Below are 15,730 nucleotides of genomic sequence, written 5' to 3'. Positions count from 1 at the left end.
CAGCGCGCGACTGAACCGTGACGTGGACTCGTTCAATTAGCGCCGAACCTCAACCTGACCGACACGAGTCCTGTTGAAGAGCCGCTCAACTCGATTGCGAGCGCGATACAGCCAAGGACTGAAGCAAATCGCTTCCTTGCGATTGCTTTTCAGCGCGATGTCGGCTCATGCGCTTTTCTTGATCGCAAGTTCTCCAATCCAATCGGCGTCGTAGCCACGGCTCGCCAGCATTGTCGCGTTTGACCGATCTCGGACATCAGCCCTCTGGCACCCCAGCCAAGCGCAGCCCCTCATAGAAATCCTCCCGTCCAGCGACGTAAATCGGATTGTCGCTCGGCAGGTGGGTACGCGCACGGCGAATGGTGAAACCCGGGTTGAGAGCAAGTGCCACCCGCGCCGCGCCCTTCGCCTCGTCCACCGCGCCGAGCCGCGCCAACGCCGCGGCGAGCCAAAAATACGCGAGCGGATGATTTCGATTGGTCTCAATGCTACGGCGTAGCCAAGCTACTGCCTCGTCGTCGGCGCGAAGGTGAAACTTGGCCAGGCCAGCGATCAGCAGCCAAATATAGGAGCGGGTATCGCGAGGGGACAAGCGGAGTGCCTCATGGACGTGTGTCTCGGTTTCGGCAGCATGACCGACATACACTTTGGCGAGCCCGATCCAAGCGTGAGCATGGGCCAAATTGCGATCCAGCGCCAGCGCGCGCTGACATTCAGCAATACCTCGAGCCGCGCGGCTCGTCAGAATCAGGACGATGCCCAATCGCAGGTGTGCCAACGCATGCTGCGGGGCCAGCGATAGGGCCTTGTTCAACGTCGCCTCAGCTGCCGCGAGGTTCGGGGCCGGATCATCAGTCAACAGGGCGGTGGCAGTTGCCTCATCCACGCCTGCTCTGCCTACCAGCGCCTCAATACAACCGGGGTCCAGCGCCAGAGCCCGTTCAAAGAAGCCGCGCGCTTGCCTCAGGTACTCTGGAGTGGTCCCTCTGTTCGCGAAAGCGATGCCTTGGAAATATAGGTCCATCACGTCGGGGTTTACAGAGTGTTCGGCTCGCCGCGCCTCGGCTGCAATGAGCTCAGCATCCAGCGCGTTGGCGAGCCGGGCAACGATCTCGTCCTGCATATCGAACAGGTCGGCGAGGGGCTTATCAAACCGCTCGGCCCAAAGGTGATTGCCACTTTCGGCATCGACAAGCTGCACGTTCACCCGAAGCCGGGTGTTGTTTCGCTGGACCGAACCTTGGAGTACGTAGCGGACGTTCAACTCGCGCCCGATCTTCTTGAGGTCGACCGTCTTGCCCTTGTAAGCGAATGCAGTGTGTCGGCCGATCACGAACGAACCCGAGATGCGCGACAAGTCAGTGGTCAGACTCTCGGTCACGCCATCGACGAAGTAGTCTTGCCGGGGATCGCCACTGAGATCGGCGAAGGGCAGCACAACGATGGAAAGATGAGGCGGCGCAGGCGGGCTCGGCTTCGCGCGGTCAGCCTGGAATGCCGGACGAAGTCCGTCACGGACCATGGCATAGGCTCGGACGGGGCGGGAAATGTTCTTGAGGTTCTGCTCTCCCAGTTCGGTGAACGCGACGCCGACCTTGCCCTGGATATAATCGTAGGCCGAAGACGAGATGCAGATGCCGCCAGGCTCCGCGATACTCTCAAGCCGTGACGCGATATTGACGCCGTCGCCAAAAATGTCATGCGGCTCGACAATGACATCGCCGACATTGATACCGACACGGAAAGCAATACGCCTATCTTCCGCGTCCGCTTTTGTAAGCTCCTTGATGCCGGTTTGGAACTGCACAGCAGCCCGAACCGCCTCGACCGCGCTTGGAAACTCTGCCAAGAACCCGTCACCGGTATTCTTCACGATGCGACCGCCGTGCTCGAAGATCGCGGGCGCGACGCTGACGCCCAGGAGCGCAGTGAATTTGGCATGCGTAGCTTCTTCGTCATGGTGCATGAGTCGCGAATAGTCAGCTACGTCAGCAGCCAATATCGCCGACAACCGCCGCTCTATCCGGACTGGCCGCTCCTGCACCATGGCTCGCCATCCAATGACAGCACAGCGTACGACGGATCAGATGGCAATGCCAAACACGTTTTGACAGACGCCCGCCCAACCTGACGCCCGCTTGTGGCCCATCTGCGACACCAGAGAATGTTCGCGATCAACCTCTTACCGCTTAGACCACGGTCCTGTGGCGTTCGATGCATGTGCGCAGCACCTCGTCCATCGGTTTACTCCACCAGTCGTTGGAGAAAATCTCGATCTCCGAATAGCCGGCAAAGCCCTGCGCTTCGACTGCCGCGCGAACCGATTTGATGTCGATGACGCCGTCGCCCATCATGCCGCGGTCGTTGAGAATGTCTCTTGTCGGCACCAGCCAGTCGCAAACGTGGAAGGCGAGCAGACGATCCTTGCCGGTCCGCGCGATCTGGTCCATCAGCTCCGGATCCCACCAGATGTGATAGACGTCGAGCGCGACGCCGAGCATGCCGGTACGATCAGGGTCGAGCCGGTCGCAAATGTCGAGCGCCTGCTTTGTGGTGTTCACGCAGGCCCGGTCGGCGGCGTAAGCCGGATGCAAGGGCTCGATCGCCAGCGGCAGCTTTGCCTGCCGGGCGTAGTCCAGCATCTCGGCGAGCGTTTCCTCGACTTGCCCACGCGCCGCCGCGAGATCCTTGGACGCCTCGCTGCCCGGCCGCGAATATTGCGGCAGGCCGCCCACGACGAGCACGATGCAGGGCGCGCCCAGCGCCTTGGCTTCATCGACGCAGCGCCTGTTATCGTCGCGCACTTCAGCGCGGCGAGATGCATCCGAGGTGAACATGCCACCACGGCAATAGCCTGACAGCTCGAGGCTGGCGTCGCGCACCGCACGCGCGGCGCGATCGAGGCCGACGGCAGCGACCTGGTCGCGCCAGGGATCGATGGCGCGAATGCCGTGCCTGGCACAGGCCTCGATGATCTCGACGATGTCGCCCTGCTTACGGACCGTTGCCGTGTTCAGCGACAGCCAGCGGTGGTCGGAGGAAAAATCGCGCATCAGGGTTCGATACCGTGGGTGGCGAGCACGGCCTTCATCCGCTGGGTCGCGAGTTCGGGGTTGGCGAGCAGGCCGGCCTTGTCGGCCAGGCGGAACAGCTCGGCTAGATGCAGCGTGGAGCGCGTGCTCTCCTGGCCGCCCACCATGGTGAAATGATCCTGGTGACCATTGAGATAGGCCATGAACACGACGCCAGTCTTGTAGAAGCGCGTCGGCGCCTTGAAGATATGGCGCGACAGCGGCACGGTCGGCCCCAGCACGTCGTGGAAGCCGGCCTCGTCACCAGCCGCAAGCCGCGACAGGGCATACGACGCTGCCGGCGCGATCGCATCGAAGATGCCGAGCAGCGCGTGCGAAAAGCCTTCGCTGTCACCGGCGATCAGCTCCGCGTAGTTGAAATCGTCGCCGGTATACATCCTGATGCGCTTGTCCAGGCGCCGACGCATGTCGATCTCGCGCTGCTTGTCGAGCAGCGAGACTTTCACGCCGTCGACCTTGGCGGCGTTGCCGTTGATGATGGCGACAGCAATATCCATCGCCTTGTCGAGATCTCTTGTGCCCCAATATCCCGTCAGCGCCGGATCGAACATGTCGCCGAGCCAGTGGATGATGACGGGCTCGCGGACCTGCGACAGCACGCGGTCATAGACTTTGGCGTAGTCGTCGGCATTGCGGCCGAGCTTCGCCAGCGCGCGCGAGGCCATCAGGATGATGCGGCCGCCGACCTTCTCGACCGCCGAGATCTGCTCCTCATAGGCGCGGATCACGTCGTCGATGCTCCTGGCGTCCTCGACCGCGAGGTGGTCGGTGCCGGCACCGGAGAACACCAGCGCATTGCGGCGCTTGGCGGCGCCGACCGAGCGCGTGATCAGCTCCAGGGACGTCGGCCAATCCAGCCCCATGCCGCGCTGTGCGGTGTCCATGGCTTCGGCAACGCCGAGGCCGAGATCCCAGACATGCTCGCGGAAGGCGATGGTCTTGTCCCAGTCGACGGCGACCGAAAGCCAGGGGTCATTATCGGCAAGGGAATCGGCGACCGTGTGCACGGCCGAGAAGGCGATGCGGTTCAGCGGCCCTTCGAGTTTGGCGGGAAACGTGCGCGAGGCAGCCAACCGGTAGGTTTCGATCGAGCGATCGGCCTTCGGCAGCTTGAGCGACAACGAAGACATCGGCTGGACGGACTTGTTCATATGTCCCTCCTCATGCCTTGATCGGGGCGACGTCGATCCAGCGCCGCTCCTTCCAGCTCTTCAGCGCGCATTCGGCGAGCTGGACGCCCTTGGCGCCTTCAAGCAGGGTGAACTTGTAGGGTGCATCCTCATAGACGTGGCGGATGAACATCTCCCATTGCTCTTTGAAGCCGTTGTTGTAGCTGACGTTGTCGGGCAGCGTCTGCCAGTCGCCGTAGAAATCATGCAGCCGCTTCTCGTCGGGGTTCCACACCGGCCTCGGGGTCGCCTGCCGCGCCTGGATCATGCAGTCGCTGAGGCCCGCGACCGCCGAGCCGTGCGTGCCGTCGACTTGAAAGGTGACGAGGTCGTCGCGATAGACGCGCGTAACCCAGGACATGTTGATATGGGCGATGACGCCGCCTTCGAGCTGGAAGGTCGCGTAGGCGGAATCGTCCGCGGTCGCCTTGTAGGCCTTGCCCTGCTCGTCAAACCGCTCGGGAATGTCGGTATTGCCGATGCAGACCACGCTTTGCACGTTGCCGAAGAGATTGTCGAGCACGTAGCGCCAGTGGCAGACCATGTCCAAGATGATGCCGCCGCCATCTTCGCTGCGATAATTCCAGGACGGCCGCTGCGCTTCCTGCCAGCCGCCTTCGAACACCCAGTAGCCGAACTCGCCGCGCACCGAGAGGATGCGGCCGAAGAAGCCGGAATCGCGCAGGAAGGCGATCTTTTTCAGGCCGGGCAGGAACAGCTTGTCCTGCACCGTGCCGTGCTTGACGCCCTTGGCATTGGCGAGCTTGACGACCTCGAGCGCCTCTTCAAAATTCGTCGCGATCGGCTTCTCGCAATAGACATGCTTGCCGGCATTGATGGCCTGGGTCAGCAGGCCCGGCCGCGCCTGCGTGGTCGCGGCGTCGAAGAACATGGTGTCGTTCTCATCAGTGAGCGCGGCATCGAGATCGGTGGTCCAGCGCGTGATGTTGTAGCGCTTCGCGAGCGCCTCGACCTTCTCGGCGCTGCGGCCGACCAGGATCGGATCTGGTATGACGCGGTCGCCGTTCTTCAGGCGGACGCCGCCCTGGTCGCGGATCGCGACGATCGAGCGGATCAGATGCTGGTTGAGCCCCATGCGGCCGGTGATGCCGTTCATGATGAGGCCGAGGCGTTGGGTGGTCATGCCAAATACTCCTGAAGTGATCTTGGCTGTTCGAGCGGACGAAGCGTCGACCAGTCCGGATGGACCGACGTCGCAAAGCCCACTGTGTCGAGCGATCCGGTCAGGAGATCGCCATTGTGAATGCTGAGGCGGATGCCCTGCCCGGCATCGGCATAGAGATCGGGATGCGCAGCGGCGAAGGCCTGCACTTCGGCAGCCGGCGTTTCGCCAAAGCCGTCGACATAGTGGTGACCGTTGCGCTCGGCATGGGTGACGCCGATGAAGGCGCCGAGTGCGAGGTCCTGCTGCACGGCAAGACCCGCCTGGCAGGTCAGGTCCTCGCCAGTGATGAGGAACGTCTCGCCGCTGCCACTCCATTTCGCTGCACGGGTCGCATTGACGATGGACTTGTACAGGCCCTTGCAGGATTTCGCGGAAATGCCGTGATAACCGAGCGCCCGCGCCGCGGGGAAAGCGTCATAGGAATCGTCGGCCTCGTCGATGATGAAATCGCGCGTGGCCAGCGAGCCAAGCGGCGACTGCCGAGTGATGTCGCGCGGCATCGGCTGTTCGACATAGAGCAGGCGCGAGGCGATCGGCCGCAATGCGGCATCGCGATCGAGCCGGTCGATCAATGCCCGTAGCGCGGCCAAGTCGGCATATTGCTCGTTGGCATCGAGCGTCACCTTGGTGTCGCGCCCGAGCGTGTCGAGCTCCTTGCCGATGCGGACCAGCCGCGCCGCATCGGAGGCGGGATCGCCACTCAGTTTCAGCTTGAAATACCGTGCACCGGCGTTCTCACGTCCGTCGGCAACACCGCCCTTGCCTTCGATGGTATCGTCGAGGCCGACCGTATGCCTGATGGCAACGCGCGGCAGCGGTTTGCGGCCGGCGAGAAAGGTGGCGAGATCTGCATCCTTCAGATCGGGTGAAAGCCGCGCATCGATACCGGCAATGTTGCCCGCCATTCCATTGGAAAAGTCGGTCTCGGCCACACGCAAGAGCGCATCGAGAATGGCCTTGTCGATCTCCGCGGGGCCATAGACGCTCGCCAGCGCCGGAATGTTCTCTTTCGCGCACCTGTCGGTCTGCGCACCGATGCACGAAGCATGCAGCTCGAACGCAGTCATAAATCCGGTCCGCGCCAGGTAATGCCCGCGCGCGATCTGGAGCGAACGCCGCAACCCGTCGACCGTCTGCGCCGGCGACAGCTCCGGCCGCTTGTCGAACCATTTCGGCACCAGCAGCTCGGCGCTGGCGCCGACCGCTACCCCCCTGCCCTCGACCTCGATCTCGACGCGCACGAACAACTGCGGCGTCGCGTTGATGGTCACAGCGCCAAAGCGGAACGGCCGCGCGAACTGCACGGGTCGTTCGAAGAAGGCGATGTCTCGCAGCTTCAGGCGCGGGGGCATGGCTTCAGTCTAGCGAACCTTGCGAGAAGAAATGCTTGCGGATGCGCTGCACCAGCTCGGTGAACGCAGGATCGGCCATCACGTCGAGCGAGCGCGGGCGCGGCAGCGGGACGTCGTAGATCGCGGCGATCGCGCCGGGGCGCTCGGTCATGACCAGCACACGGTCGGCGAGGAACACGGCCTCGGGAATCGAATGCGTGATCAGCAGCACCGTCTTCCTGGTTTCCCGCTGGATCCGCATCAGCTCGACATTCATGCGCTCGCGCGTCAGCGCATCGAGCGCACCGAACGGCTCGTCCATCAGCATGATCCTGGGATCGTGCACCAGCGCACGGCAGATCGAGGCGCGCTGCTGCATGCCGCCGGAGAGCTGCCAGGGCAGCTTCTTCTCGAAACCTTCGAGGCCGACGAGATTCAAGAGCGACCTGGCACGATCGAGATATTGCTGCCGCGGCAGCCGCTTCATGTCGATCGGCAACATGACGTTGCCCAGGACGTTGCGCCAGGGCAAGAGCAGCGCGTTCTGGAAGACGATGCCGACATTGCCGTGCGGCGCGGTCACCTTCTCGCCCTCGACCAGCACCTCGCCTGATGTCGGCGGCAGCAGGCCCGAGATCAGCTTGAGCAGCGTGGACTTGCCGCAGCCTGACGGGCCGACCACGACGAAGAACTCGCCGTCATCGATGTGGAAGTCGAGCGGCCGCAGCGACGGCACGTCGCCGTCGCGCGTCCGGTAGGTCTTCGAGACGCCTGATAATGTGATGCCCGACGTGTCGCCGGCCCGGTCGCTCACCAGGCGCAGATGAGCGGCGGGCTGCACGGTTTCACTCACGATCGACGCAGCTTTCACGTGCCGCTCTTCGGCAGATAATCGTTGGTGTAGAAGGCCTTCGGGTTCTCCTTGGCCTTGGCATCGAGGCCGCCATATTCGACCATCAGGTTGACGCTGTCGGTCATGTTCTGGTCGGTGACCTGGAACGGCCGCTTGGTCTTGGTCTCCGCGGTCCGGTAGAGCGGAATGGTCAGCTCGAAGCCCTGCGTCAGCGTGTCGATCTTGCCGCCCTTGGGGTTGGCATCGAGGATCGACTGCGCCGCCGCCTTCGGATCCTTCTCGGCGGCTTCGACCGCTTTCGTCGTCGCCGACATGAAGCGACGAACGAGATCGGCGTTGGCCTTCACATAGTCGGTGTTGGCGATGATGCCTGAGGAGACCATGTTGATGCCGTAATCGGCGAACTTGATCGGGTAGACGTCCTTGCCGGTGGCGTCCTTGATCTTCATGGACTGGTCCATGACGTAGCCAAGCAGGAGATCGGCCTGGCCATTGATGACGGCATTGAGCTTGGTCTGGCCGTCCCCGGCAACGGTCTTGAAGTCGCTCTCCTTCAGGCCGGTCTTCTTCAGGAACAGCGGCCAAATCTGGGTCATGGAATCCGCAGGCGTGATCGCGACCGTCTTACCCTTGATGTCCTCGGGCTTCCTGATGTTCTTGCCGGCAAACCCCATGACGGACATCGGTGAGGTCTGCAGCAGCACACCGGTCGCAATCACGGGCGCCCCCTTGATCGCGGCGCGCATCATGGTGGGGACGTCGACATAGCCGAAATCGGCGGTCTTGGCCGCGACGGCCTGCGTGGTCGCAGCCGAACCGCGACCTTCCTGGATTTCGAGATCGATGCCCTCAGCGGCATAGATGCCCTTGGCCTTGCCGTAATAGAACGGCGCGTGCTCGCCATAGACGTACCAGTTGAGCATCAGCACGACCTTGTCGGCCGCCTGCGCCGGTACAGCCGCAAAGGCCATCAGCGTCACAGCTGCAGCCCCGATCCACCGCTTCATCGTCACTCTCCCTTGCCTCGTTATGTTTCGGCCGTTGGTGGCCGTTGCTTTGATCAGGATGCGAAAATCACGTCCTCGCGCTGGCTGACATGCCAGGGAATGACCAGCTTCTCGATCCGGTCGACGATCCAGAACAGGATGACGCCGAGCAGTGCGAGGAGCACGAGCGCTGCGAACATCGTCGGCAGATCGAACGTTCCGATCGAGCGCTGCATCACATAGCCGATGCCGGAATTGGAGCCGACGAACTCGCCGACGACGGCGCCGACCACGGCGAGCGTCACCGAGACCTTGAGGCCGGAGAAAATCGCCGGCAGCGCATGCGGCAGATTCACCGCGCAAAACACCTGAAAGCGGCTGCCCTGCATGGCGCGGGCGAGATCGACCATATCAGGGTCGACCGATTTGAAACCCTGCACTGCCGAGACGACAACGGGAAAGAAGCCGAGCAGGAACGCCGAGATCACCTTCGGCAGGATGCCGAAGCCGAACCAGACCACGAACAGCGGCGCGATCGCGATCTTGGGCACGGACTGGGAGAACACCAAGAGCGGATAGACGTAGCTCTCCACCGTCTTCGAGCCCGCGATCAGCATCGCCACGGGAATGCCGAACAGCGCCGAGAACAGGAAGCCCCAGACGGTCGCATAGGTCGTCGGCCAGCACTGGCGCAGCAACTCCGGCCAGTCGGAACGCAGCACAGCCACGACATCGGCGGGCGCCGGGATCTGGTAGGCGGGGATCCTGAACAGCCGGATCGACAGATCCCAGGCCACGACGATGAAGACGAGGAACAGAAACGGCCGAACCCAGGCCGCGTTCAGCATCTTGGACGCCGCACTTTGCGGCTTCGGCTCGGCCAATTTTCACTCCCGGCGGTCTTCTTCGTTGTCAGGAGAAATTAACCCGTTGGATAAATACTGTCCAGAGGATTCCCAGTGGCGTTTTGCGGCGGGTTCCGGGGATTTGGTTGATACGCGGAGTCGACCGTCTCGTGTCCCGGACGCGCTGCAGCGTGCAACGCTGCTGCGCAGAGCCGGGATCCAGAGAGACGGGCTCTGCGGTCGCATGGGCCCCGGCTCTGCAGCGCATCACTTACGTGCTGCGCTGCGTCCGGGGCACGAGGTCGCTACGCCGTCTGCGCCACCGCAACCCGCGACTTCGGTGCTTTCGCGATCCCGAACAACGCGGCCGACTGGCCCGTCAGCGCGGCGAGCACCAGACCGACCATGTGCGCGAGCCGTTCGTCCTTGGCGTCCTTGGCAAGCAGATCCCGGCCGAAGATCACGCCTAAGGTCGCCGAGTTCGAGAGATAGAAGAAGCTGAGCGCCGCGATCGAGATGTAGAGCTGCACCGGATCGACCGCGACCTGGAAATCGCCGCTCTCGACGCCGCGCCGCACCACGGTGCGGATCATCTCGATGAAGGGCGAGTGCATCGACTTGACCTTGGTCGAGCGCTTCAGGTGCTTTGCGCGCGCGAGGTTCTCGGTCTGGAGCAGCGACAGGAACTCGGGGTTGCGCAGGAAGTAATTCCAGGTGAATTCGATCAGGCGGCGGATCGCCTCGGGCGGATCGAGATGCTCGAGATCGAGCCCCCGCTCCTCGCTGCGGATCTTGTCATAGGCGCCTTCGAGCACGGCGAGATAAAGCTCGTCCTTGTTGCCGACGTGGTAATACAGCATGCGCTTGTTGGCGCCGGCCTTGGCCGCGATACGGTCGACGCGCGCACCGGCGAGCCCGTGCGCGGAAAACTCCTGCTTGGCAGCCTCGAGAATGCGCAGCCGCATCCCTTCAGGATCGCGCTGCCATTTCAGGGTTCGCTTTGCGGTTGTCTTGGCCAAACCGGGTGCTCGCTGGGTGTCTTCGGTCTGCCATGTACCACACGGGCGGACGGTTGAGAACGCTCCGTCATTCCGGGGTGCGCCCTCCTGGGCGCGAGCCCGGAATGACAGAATCAATCCACCGGCTTCGGCGAACGCTCCAGCAGCACGGTCTGGATCCCGCAGGTGCCGCTGCGTACCGTCATGATGCGCGTGCCGGGCTTGCGGCCGTTGCGAACCTCGCTGACGTTGAGGCCGGCGGCGATCAGGCGGGCGCGGGTGGCGTCGATGTCGGCGACACGCCAGCTCAGACCCCAGAGCCGGTCATGATCGGGATCGCCGCCCGCGACGGGGCGGCGCACCACCTCGACGATGAGATCGCCGCAGCGGAAGAACATCAGCTGGCCCCAGTCGTGATGGGAGCGGTCGAGCGCGAGATCGAGCCCGAGCCGCGCGCCGTAGAGCGCGGCGGCGCGATCGGAATCCTCCGACGTGATCACGACGTGATCGAGCCCGTCGATCGGTGCAAAGTCAGTTGCGACCGACTTCGGACGCTCCTCGGCAAGCTCGAGGAAGAACATGCGCACGCCGCGCGTCAATTCGGTCGCGGCGCGCGTGCGCTTCCAATGCAGCACCGCACCGCTCGCATCGTCGCTGCTCTCGACCTCGGTGACGGGATCCGGCTTCAGCGCCACCCGGTCCAGCCGCCGGTGCATCTTGCCGATGTCCGCAACACGAAAGCACAGGCTTGCGAGCATGCCCTCCTGGTCCTCGAGCAGGGCGCGCATCCGGTCCGCCGTCGCGGTGAAGCCGCTCGGCGCCATCAATTCGATGGTCATGTTGTCGAGGGTGAACAGCACGCGGTCGGCGCCCTCGCCGGAATTCTGCCACGCCGGGGCGCGGGCGAGGAGCGTCTGATAGGCCGCCTCGGCCGCTGCGATATCCCTGACCAGAACGACGATGTGATCGAGGCCGGTGATCATGTTCTTCCTTTTTGATCGACCTGGAACCCTGGCTGAAAAGCGGCATTTGTCCGGGCTTGGCATGGACCTGACATGGTCGTATTCCGGCCTCATACCGACCTCAAGCGCTCAGGGACGGTTTTGCGAATAATTTCAGCGTCTCCGGCACGGAACCGGTGCTAGAGTAAACCCGTCGGCCGGGACCACCACGCGCATCACGGACAAGCAATGCAGGCTCTCTTTATCGGACAGACTTATATCGACGTCGTCTTCATCACCGATCACATGCCGACTGGCGACGAAAAGCACGTGGCTTCCGACTACGCCGTGTCGTTCGGCGGCAATGCGGTGACGGCGGCGTTCTGCTGCGCCAAGCTCGGCATCGTGCCCGACCTGATCGCCACCGCGGCCAATGACTGGCTGGGACGCATGTTCCAGGACATGTGCGCGAAATATGCGATCTCGCTGCACGGCCGGAAGGTGAACCAGTCTTCGCTGTCCTTCATCATGCCGAAGGACGGCAAGCGCGCCATCGTCCGCTGCCGCGACGACGAGCACATCCACCCGTTCCCGATGCTCAATCTCGGCGGCTGCCGCGCGCTGCATGTCGACGGCCACCAGCCCGATGCCGCGATCCACTATGCTAAAGTCTGCCGCGAGGCCGGCATCCTGACCTCGCTGGACGGCGGCGGCCTGCGCACCAACACGCACGAGCTCCTGGAATTCATCGACGTCGCCATCGTTGCCGAACGGCTGTGCGAGCAGATGGACCTGACGCCGGAGAAGATGCTCGACTACCTCAAGAGCCGCGGCTGCAAGATCGGCGGCGTCACCATGGGCGAAAAGGGCCTGCTCTGGTACGACGAAACCGGGACCGTGCAGGTGATGCCGGCGATGCCGATCCCGCGCGAGCGCGTGATCGACACCAACGGCGCCGGCGACGTCTTCCACGGCGCCTATGTCTATTCCTATCTGGCCCATCCCGGCAAAAGCTGGCGCGAGCATTTCGACTTCGCCCGGGCCGCCTCGACCTTCAAGATCCAGCGCCTCGGCAACGAAGCCGGCCTGCCGACCCTTGTCGACATCGCCAAAGTCAGGCACGAGTTCGAGGTCAGGGTCTAGGGATCCATCATGGGGCGCGTCTTCGTCGCCGGCAGCATCAACATGGATGTGGTGGCGACCGCCGATCGCCACCCCAGGGTCGGCGAGACCGTCGCTGGCCGGCAGGTGCTGTATTTTCCGGGCGGCAAGGGCGCGAACCAGGCGGTCGCAGCGTCCAGACTCGGCGCGAAGACGACGCTGATCGGACGGCTCGGCAAGGATGCGTTCGGCGCCGAGCTGAGGACCTTCCTTGGCGCCCAGGGTATCGATCTCGGCTCCGTCCGCGCGGCTGACACGCACACCGGCACCGCGATCATCACGGTGGCCGCTTCCGACAATACCATCGTCGTCATTCCCGGCAGCAATGCGTTGGTCAGCGCGGATGACATTGCGGAGGTGCCGCTGACGAAGGGGGATGTCGCGGTCAGCCAGTTCGAGATTCCCCTGCCGACCATTGCCGCATTCTTCCAGCGCGCCCGGAGCGTCGGTGCCACGACGCTGCTCAACCCGGCGCCGGCGCAACAGATGCCCGGCGAGCTGCTCGCGCTGGTCGATATTCTCGTGCTGAACGAGACCGAGCTTGGGTTCCTGGCCGGTGTAGAGCTCTCCGACGTTGACGAGGCCGCAAAGATCATCGCGGTGGCGCGACAGCTTCAGGCGCGGGCGGACCAGACCATCTGCATCACGCTCGGAAAACGCGGCGTGCTCGCTCTTGCCGGAAACGAGGAATTTGCCGTGCCGGGCCGGGTGGTGAAAGCGGTTGATACCACCGGCGCCGGCGACTGCTTCGTCGGCGCGCTGGCCTCGCAGCTCGCTGATGGCGTGCCTTTGCGCGCCGCGCTCGCCTTCGCCAATGCCGCCGCCTCGATCAGCGTGCAGCGCATGGGTGCCGGGCCGTCGATGCCGACGGCCGCGGAGGTGGCGACGGTGCTCGGCGCCGGCTGATCAGGCCAGCGCGCTCTTGAGATCGAAGCTTTCGTCCGCAGCCTGCTCCGGCGTGATCTGGCGATCCATTGCCTGCAAGCGGCGGCCGAACATGTGATCGCCGGCGCGGTTGATCGATTCGATGCCGAGCAGTCTGTCGCCGTGATAGCAGAACGCGGAAAACGCCTTCCTGGCGGGATCGCCGCGCAGCACGACGCGGTCGTAGCCGGTGGTGAGGCCTGCGATCTGGAGTTTGTCGTCGCCCTGGTCGCTCCAGAACCAGGGATGGCCATCATAAGGCTTCTTGTCGCCGGTCAGCCGCGCCGCGAGGCAGCGGGCGTGATCGGTGGCGTTCTGCACTGACTCCAGCCGCAGCGAGCCGCCGAAGCGCGGGCTTGCGAACAGAGCGCAGTCGCCGATCGCCGCGATGTTCGGATCCGACGTCGACAGATATTCATCGACGATGATGCCGGCCGCGACCGGCAGCCCCGCCTCGGCCGCAAGCTCGATGTTCGGCAGCACGCCGACGCCGACCACGACGAGATCGGCTGGCAGATGGCGTCCATCGCTCAAGGACACGCCGGTGACCTTGCCGTTCTCGGCCTCGATCGAGGTCGCCTGCACGCCGAGGTGAATGCGGATGCCGGCCTCGCGATGCCGTGCTTGAAAATACTCCGAGACCTCCGCCGTCACTGCGCGCGCCATCACGCGCGGCGCGAGCTCGAGCACGTCGACCTCGAGGCCCTTGATGCGCGCGGTGGATGCGAATTCGAGGCCGATGAAGCCCGCCCCGATGATCACGGCGCGCGTCTTGGACGGCATGATCTGTCGCAGCGCCTCGCTCTCGTCGAGGATGCGCAGATATTTCACGTCGGGCAGATTGGCGTTGGGCAGGTCGAGCAGCCGGTTGCGCGCGCCCGTTGCCAGCACGAGGTGGCCGTAGGCAAGCGTCTCGCCGGAGGCGAGCAGCACTTTTCGCGCCGCGCGGTCGATCGAGACCGCCCGGCCGGCGATCAGCTCGATCTTCTGGTCCTGGTAGAATTTTTCGGGACGGAACATCAGGCTCTCCGGCCCGGCCGAACCCTTGATATAGGCCTTGGACAAAGGCGGCCGCTGGTACGGCAGATGCGCCTCGTCGTTGATCAGGCAGATCCGCTCGGCAAAGCCCGCCTGGCGCAGGGACGCCGCGACCTGGTAGCCGCCATGACCGGCCCCGACAATAATCACGGGACCTTCCGTCATTGGATAGCCCATTTCTGCGAGACACGAGCGTAACCCATGTTGCCTCCTCTCTCCTGGTTTTGGCTTGGCCTGCCTAGGAGGAGCCGGCGCTCGTGTCCGTCCCTAAACGAAGGCGCCTGCATATGAGCCTATCGTTCCGCCCGACGCAAGAGCGGCGAGCGGGGCACTGCCGGCCAGGGATTGTCACCCCCCGCCTTCTGCGATTTAGTTGCAGCAACGAACCTCGAGCCGAGGATATTCCAGATGCCAGCTCCCGTCTCAAAGCCCGATGATCCCGCGCTGCTGCGGATCGACGGTGCAATCGCAACCATCACGCTCAATCGCCCCGCCGCGTTCAACTCGGTCAACCTTGCGATCGCGCAGAAGCTCGAACAGCTCGCGGCGTACATCGAGGGCGACGACACCATCCGCGTCGTCGTGCTCGAGGGCGAAGGCCGCGCCTTCTCCGCCGGCGGCGATCTCCAGACGATTGGGGCCGCGGCCGAAGCGGGCACCGTCACGCCCGTCGTCGGCGAGCTGCTCAAGCACTATCATTCCTTCATCGAGATACTCAGGCGGATGCCAAAGATCTCGCTGTCGAGCGTGCACGGCTCGGCCGCCGGTGCCGGCATGGGCCTCGCCTTCGTCACCGATCTCTGCATCGCCGCCGAGGATGCGAAGTTCACGCCCGCTTACGCCAAGATCGGCGTGTCGCCCGATGGCGGCTCGACGGTCGGGATCGTCGGCACGGTCGGCTCCCGCCGCGCGCTGCAACTCTTTCTCGCTGAGGACAATTTCACCGCGCAGCAGGCCTATGAATGGGGCCTGGTCGCGAAGACCGTTCCAGCGGCCGAGCTGAAGGCCGCGACGCGGCAGCTCGCCGAGCGCCTGGCGCAGAACCCGCCGGCAGCCATCGCCGGCACCAAGTCGCTGGTTTATCAAGCCGCCACCACGCCGGTAAAACAGCAGCTCGACGCCGAGGAGCACAAGATCATCATGGCGATGAACACGGACGAGTTTCGCGCCGCCGTGAAGAAGTTCACCAGCAAGAGCAAGTAGCGC

At 63.9% G+C, this 15,730-nt stretch carries 14 protein-coding genes and 1 pseudogene; 3 read left to right on the top strand and 12 right to left on the bottom strand.

Going from position 1 to position 15,730, the window contains the following annotated elements; all coding sequences use genetic code 11:
• Positions 1-63: 63 nt before the first annotated feature.
• From BM374_RS40275 to BM374_RS21100, 11 genes and pseudogenes are all read right to left on the bottom strand, one after another.
• A pseudogene (locus tag BM374_RS40275) lies at positions 64-252 on the bottom strand (IS5/IS1182 family transposase); the annotation flags it as partial.
• A gap of 4 nt (positions 253-256) precedes the next feature.
• Complete coding sequence (locus tag BM374_RS21145) at positions 257-2,047, bottom strand: adenylate/guanylate cyclase domain-containing protein (RefSeq protein ID WP_092295888.1); 1,791 nt, start codon at positions 2,045-2,047, stop codon at positions 257-259.
• 142 nt (positions 2,048-2,189) lie between these two features.
• Positions 2,190-3,053 carry a sugar phosphate isomerase/epimerase family protein gene (locus BM374_RS21140; protein WP_092295885.1) on the bottom strand — a complete coding sequence of 288 codons (864 nt, stop codon included), beginning with the start codon at positions 3,051-3,053 and terminating at the stop codon, positions 2,190-2,192.
• Positions 3,053-4,243, bottom strand: coding sequence for a dihydrodipicolinate synthase family protein (locus tag BM374_RS21135; protein ID WP_092295882.1), 1,191 nt, complete (start codon positions 4,241-4,243; stop codon positions 3,053-3,055). Before BM374_RS21135 ends, BM374_RS21140 begins: the two co-directional genes overlap by 1 nt.
• A gap of 10 nt (positions 4,244-4,253) precedes the next feature.
• Positions 4,254-5,405, bottom strand: coding sequence for a Gfo/Idh/MocA family protein (locus BM374_RS21130; protein ID WP_092295879.1), 1,152 nt, complete (start codon positions 5,403-5,405; stop codon positions 4,254-4,256).
• A complete protein-coding gene (locus BM374_RS21125) occupies positions 5,402-6,799 on the bottom strand; it encodes an enolase-like domain-containing protein (RefSeq protein ID WP_092295876.1) in 1,398 nt (465 codons plus the stop codon). Before BM374_RS21125 ends, BM374_RS21130 begins: the two co-directional genes overlap by 4 nt.
• 4 nt (positions 6,800-6,803) lie before the next feature.
• The gene (locus tag BM374_RS21120) at positions 6,804-7,649 is read right to left on the bottom strand and encodes an ABC transporter ATP-binding protein (protein ID WP_092295873.1); all 846 of its coding nucleotides are present in this window, start codon (positions 7,647-7,649) and stop codon (positions 6,804-6,806) included.
• The gene (locus BM374_RS21115) at positions 7,646-8,638 is read right to left on the bottom strand and encodes an ABC transporter substrate-binding protein (RefSeq protein WP_177248437.1); all 993 of its coding nucleotides are present in this window, start codon (positions 8,636-8,638) and stop codon (positions 7,646-7,648) included. Before BM374_RS21115 ends, BM374_RS21120 begins: the two co-directional genes overlap by 4 nt.
• A 53-nt stretch (positions 8,639-8,691) precedes the next feature.
• Positions 8,692-9,501, bottom strand: a complete 810-nt coding sequence (locus BM374_RS21110) for an ABC transporter permease (RefSeq protein ID WP_092295867.1) — start codon at positions 9,499-9,501, stop codon at positions 8,692-8,694.
• 266 nt (positions 9,502-9,767) lie between these two features.
• Complete coding sequence (locus BM374_RS21105) at positions 9,768-10,427, bottom strand: TetR/AcrR family transcriptional regulator (protein WP_092295864.1); 660 nt, start codon at positions 10,425-10,427, stop codon at positions 9,768-9,770.
• A gap of 167 nt (positions 10,428-10,594) precedes the next feature.
• The gene (locus BM374_RS21100; RefSeq protein WP_092295861.1) at positions 10,595-11,443 is read right to left on the bottom strand and encodes a VOC family protein; all 849 of its coding nucleotides are present in this window, start codon (positions 11,441-11,443) and stop codon (positions 10,595-10,597) included.
• A gap of 207 nt (positions 11,444-11,650) precedes the next feature.
• On the opposite strand from BM374_RS21100, the gene BM374_RS21095 reads away from it, so the two are divergent.
• Positions 11,651-12,544, top strand: coding sequence for a sugar kinase (locus BM374_RS21095; RefSeq protein WP_092295859.1), 894 nt, complete (start codon positions 11,651-11,653; stop codon positions 12,542-12,544).
• Between the two features lie 9 nt (positions 12,545-12,553).
• Positions 12,554-13,468, top strand: coding sequence for a ribokinase (rbsK, locus tag BM374_RS21090; RefSeq protein WP_092295856.1), 915 nt, complete (start codon positions 12,554-12,556; stop codon positions 13,466-13,468).
• Here rbsK and BM374_RS21085 read toward each other — a convergent pair whose 3' ends face one another.
• Positions 13,469-14,689, bottom strand: coding sequence for an NAD(P)/FAD-dependent oxidoreductase (locus BM374_RS21085; protein ID WP_092296947.1), 1,221 nt, complete (start codon positions 14,687-14,689; stop codon positions 13,469-13,471). It abuts the gene before it with no gap.
• Between the two features lie 243 nt (positions 14,690-14,932).
• Here BM374_RS21085 and BM374_RS21080 point away from each other — a divergent pair, with 243 nt between their 5' ends.
• Entirely contained in the window at positions 14,933-15,727 is a 795-nt protein-coding gene (locus tag BM374_RS21080; protein WP_092295853.1) for an enoyl-CoA hydratase/isomerase family protein, read from the top strand.
• Positions 15,728-15,730 lie beyond the last annotated feature (3 nt).

Origin of the sequence: Bradyrhizobium sp. Ghvi (assembly GCF_900115265.1) — a bacterium.
Classification (GTDB): domain Bacteria; phylum Pseudomonadota; class Alphaproteobacteria; order Rhizobiales; family Xanthobacteraceae; genus Bradyrhizobium.
Note: the sequence above shows the minus strand (reverse complement) of the source record. Positions and strands in the feature narration are given on the sequence as shown.

Coding starts and splice junctions, on each gene's coding strand:
- BM374_RS21125 (WP_092295876.1), bottom strand. CDS start 6,799: ATGCCCCCGCGCCTGAAGCTGCGAGACATCGCCTTCTTCGAACGACCC.
- BM374_RS21145 (WP_092295888.1), bottom strand. CDS start 2,047: ATGGTGCAGGAGCGGCCAGTCCGGATAGAGCGGCGGTTGTCGGCGATA.
- BM374_RS21115 (WP_177248437.1), bottom strand. CDS start 8,638: ATGAAGCGGTGGATCGGGGCTGCAGCTGTGACGCTGATGGCCTTTGCG.
- BM374_RS21085 (WP_092296947.1), bottom strand. CDS start 14,689: ATGACGGAAGGTCCCGTGATTATTGTCGGGGCCGGTCATGGCGGCTAC.
- BM374_RS21130 (WP_092295879.1), bottom strand. CDS start 5,405: ATGACCACCCAACGCCTCGGCCTCATCATGAACGGCATCACCGGCCGC.
- BM374_RS21140 (WP_092295885.1), bottom strand. CDS start 3,053: ATGCGCGATTTTTCCTCCGACCACCGCTGGCTGTCGCTGAACACGGCA.
- BM374_RS21135 (WP_092295882.1), bottom strand. CDS start 4,243: ATGAACAAGTCCGTCCAGCCGATGTCTTCGTTGTCGCTCAAGCTGCCG.
- BM374_RS21100 (WP_092295861.1), bottom strand. CDS start 11,443: ATGATCACCGGCCTCGATCACATCGTCGTTCTGGTCAGGGATATCGCA.
- BM374_RS21105 (WP_092295864.1), bottom strand. CDS start 10,427: ATGCGGCTGCGCATTCTCGAGGCTGCCAAGCAGGAGTTTTCCGCGCAC.
- rbsK (WP_092295856.1), top strand. CDS start 12,554: ATGGGGCGCGTCTTCGTCGCCGGCAGCATCAACATGGATGTGGTGGCG.
- BM374_RS21080 (WP_092295853.1), top strand. CDS start 14,933: ATGCCAGCTCCCGTCTCAAAGCCCGATGATCCCGCGCTGCTGCGGATC.
- BM374_RS21095 (WP_092295859.1), top strand. CDS start 11,651: ATGCAGGCTCTCTTTATCGGACAGACTTATATCGACGTCGTCTTCATC.